General features: G+C 71.8%; 4 protein-coding genes. 2 read left to right on the forward strand and 2 right to left on the reverse strand.

The features are described from left to right. Nucleotides 1-48 precede the first annotated feature (48 nt). Together pspAA and ACWGIU_RS34460 are read right to left on the reverse strand one after the other, a co-directional pair. Complete coding sequence (gene pspAA / locus ACWGIU_RS34455) at nucleotides 49-327, reverse strand: PspA-associated protein PspAA (RefSeq protein ID WP_453712039.1); 279 nt, start codon at nucleotides 325-327, stop codon at nucleotides 49-51. 14 nt (nucleotides 328-341) lie between these two features. Next, nucleotides 342-1,136, reverse strand: coding sequence for a PspA/IM30 family protein (locus ACWGIU_RS34460; RefSeq protein WP_453712040.1), 795 nt, complete (start codon nucleotides 1,134-1,136; stop codon nucleotides 342-344). A gap of 262 nt (nucleotides 1,137-1,398) precedes the next feature. Between ACWGIU_RS34460 and ACWGIU_RS34465 the strand changes: the two genes are divergently transcribed. After that, complete coding sequence (locus tag ACWGIU_RS34465) at nucleotides 1,399-2,007, forward strand: DUF3043 domain-containing protein (protein ID WP_453712041.1); 609 nt, start codon at nucleotides 1,399-1,401, stop codon at nucleotides 2,005-2,007. A gap of 65 nt (nucleotides 2,008-2,072) precedes the next feature. After that, nucleotides 2,073-2,816 (forward strand): class I SAM-dependent methyltransferase, encoded by a 744-nt coding sequence (locus ACWGIU_RS34470; RefSeq protein ID WP_453712042.1) that lies wholly within the window; start codon nucleotides 2,073-2,075, stop codon nucleotides 2,814-2,816. Nucleotides 2,817-2,961: the final 145 nt, after the last annotated feature.

The raw sequence follows: 2,961 nt of genomic DNA on the forward strand, positions 1-2,961 counted from the left end.
GTCGAGGGGGCGGGCCCGCCGCCGTCGTCAGTGCACCCGGCCCGGGGCTCAGCCCGGGATCAGGCCGTCGTCGCTGAGCATCTCCCTGACCTCGTCCAGCCCGGCGTCCGCGGCGGGGAGGATCAGCTCGGACGGCTCCAGCGCGTCGTCCGGCAGCGGCGTGCCGAGCCGCCGTACGGCGTCGAGCAGCGCGCCCAGCGTCCGCCGGAAGCCCTCCTCGTCTCCGCTCTCCATCTCCACGAGCAGATCGTCGTCCAGCTTGTCGAGCTCGGTGAAGTGGCTGTCGGCCACTTCCACCTGGCCTTCCCCCATGATGCGGACAATCATGACGGGCCCCCGTCCTACTGCTTGTCGAACCGGTGCGGGGTCTGCGGCTGCCGGCCGTCGCCCTGCGCGCCGCCCTCGATGGCCTGCTGCTGGGCGGACGGGCCGCCCGCCAGTTCGGCCTTCATGCGCTGGAGCTCCAGTTCCACGTCCGTACCGCCCGAGAGGCGGTCGAGTTCGGCCTGGATGTCGTCCTTGGAGCCGAGGCCGCTGCGGTCGTCGAGCGCGCCGGAGGCCAGCAGCTCGTCGATCGCGCCGGCGCGGGCCTGCAGCTGCGCGGTCTTGTCCTCGGCCCGCTGGATGGCCAGGCCGACGTCGCTCATCTCCTCGGAGATGCCGGAGAAGGACTCCGCGATCCGGGTCTGCGCCTGGGCCGCCGTGTAGGTGGCCTTGATGGTCTCCTTCTTCGTACGGAAGGCGTCCACCTTGGCCTGCAGCCGCTGGGCGGCGAGGGTCAGCTTCTCCTCCTCGCCCTGCAGCGTCTGGTGCTGCACCTCCAGGTCGCTGACCTGCTGCTGGAGCGAGGAGCGCCGGGACAGGGCCTCGCGGGCCAGGTCCTCGCGGCCCAGGGCGAGGGCCTTGCGGCCCTGGTCCTCCAGCTTGGCGGACTGCCCCTGGAGCTGGTTCAGCTGCAGCTCCAGGCGCTTGCGGGAGGTCGCCACGTCGGCGACTCCACGGCGCACCTTCTGCAGCAGCTCCAGCTGCTTCTGATACGAGTAGTCGAGGGTTTCGCGCGGGTCCTCGGCCCGGTCAAGGGCCTTGTTCGCCTTCGCGCGGAAGATCATCCCCATACGCTTCATGACACCGCTCATGGGCTTCGCGCGCCCCCTTCTAGACGGACTGTGCTCCAGGTCACCGACAGAACCCACAGTACGGGCCCTGTCTCCATTACCGCACTGTTCGAGTACGGATGCGCTCCTCCTCCAGGACGACTACACCCGCGCCCCATCAGGCGTGAGGAGTAGGTGATCCCAGGAGGGCGGCCCACCGCACGTACCGTGCAAGGGGAAGGACGCCCGCCGTTGCCGGATCGTTCCCCAGCGGGGTGGGGCCCATGCCCGCAACCACGTAGGCTTGGGTTTTGTGTTTGGTAGCCGCTCCTCCAAGGAAGAGAAGGCCGCCGCCACCGACAAGGTGAGCGCCGACCTCTCGCAGCCCCGTGACCCGCAGGCCCCGAAGGGCCGCCCTACGCCGAAGCGTGCTGTGGCCCAGTCGCAGCGCAAGGCCGTGGTGGCCTCGACCGGCAATCGCAAGGAGGATGCCAAGCGAGCCCGTGAGCGTCGCCGTACCGAGATGGCCAAGCAGCGCGAGGCGCTGGCCAATGGCGACGAGCGTTACCTGCCCACCCGTGACAAGGGCCCCGTGCGCCGGTTCGTCCGCGACTACGTGGACTCCCGCTACTCGGTCGCCGAGATGTTCCTGCCCCTGGCGGTGGTCATCCTGGTGCTGAGCATGGTGCGGCAGTCGTCGATCCAGAACATCGCGCTGATGCTGTGGCTCGGTGTGATCGTCCTGATCCTCCTCGACTCCATCGGCCTGGTCTTCCGCCTCCGCAAGGCCCTGGTCACGCGCTTCCCGGACGAGCCCCGCCGCGGCGCCATCGCCTACGGCCTCATGCGCACCCTCCAGATGCGCCGGCTCCGTCTCCCGAAGCCGCAGGTCAAGCGTGGGGAACGGCCCTGAGCCGACCGACGCCCGGCGCCTCGGGGGAAGGCTTCGCGGAAGGCGCCCGACTCTGGCTGGAAGGCCTGGGCGGACTGCGTAACGCCGTCCGACAGGAGCTGGTGGGCCGACAGATCGACGAGCAGATCGCGCAGCGCTTCCCGGTCGGGCAGCGGCTGCGCGTGCTCGACGTCGGCATGGGCCAGGGCACGCAGGCACTGCGGCTGGCGCGCGCCGGGCACAAGGTGACGGGCCTGGAGCAGGACCCCGGCATGCTGGCCGTCGCCCGTGAGGCGCTGGCCGCGGAGCCCGCCGGGATCCGCGACCGGGTCAGCCTCCTGGAGGGTGACGGGCGCGAGACCGGCGCCCACTTCCTGCCGGGCAGCTTCGACGTGGTCCTGTGCCACGGGGTGCTGATGTACGTGCCCGAACCGGACGCCATGCTGGCCGGGCTGGCCCGGATGCTGGCCCCGGGCGGGCTGCTGTCCCTCCTGGTGCGCAACGGCGACGCGCTCGCCATGCGGCCGGGCCTGGACGGCGACTGGACGGGCGCGCTGGCCGCGTTCGACTCCACCGACTACACGAACCGGCTGGGCCTGGACGTCCGCGCGGACCGGCTGGCCGGACTGACGGCCACCCTGTCGGGGATCGGTGCGCCGCTGCAGTCCTGGTACGGCGTCCGCGTCTTCACCGACGGCACCGAGGCGGGCGAGGTCCTGCCGCCCGACGAGGAGCTGGAGCGCCTGCTGGCCGCCGAGGACCGCGCCGGGCGGATCGACCCCTACCGGGGTGTGGCCGCACTGCTGCACCTGTGCGGGGTACGGGGCTGACCGCCCCCTGTGCGGGGGTGACGGGGGGCTCCGCCCCGCGTACCCCCGCACCTCGATCACCGGCCGGGCCTGGACACCGCCAGGGCGCGGCCTGCGGAGTCCGGGGCCGTGCAGCGCAAGGCGGAGGGGCGCCCGTGTACCGGAG

The organism is Streptomyces sp. NPDC054840, from assembly GCF_053611065.1.

Bases quoted from the DNA above. Each gene is read 5' to 3' on its own strand.
- pspAA (WP_453712039.1), bottom strand. From the start codon at position 327: ATGATTGTCCGCATCATGGGGGAAGGCCAGGTGGAAGTGGCCGACAGC.
- ACWGIU_RS34460 (WP_453712040.1), bottom strand. From the start codon at position 1,136: ATGAGCGGTGTCATGAAGCGTATGGGGATGATCTTCCGCGCGAAGGCG.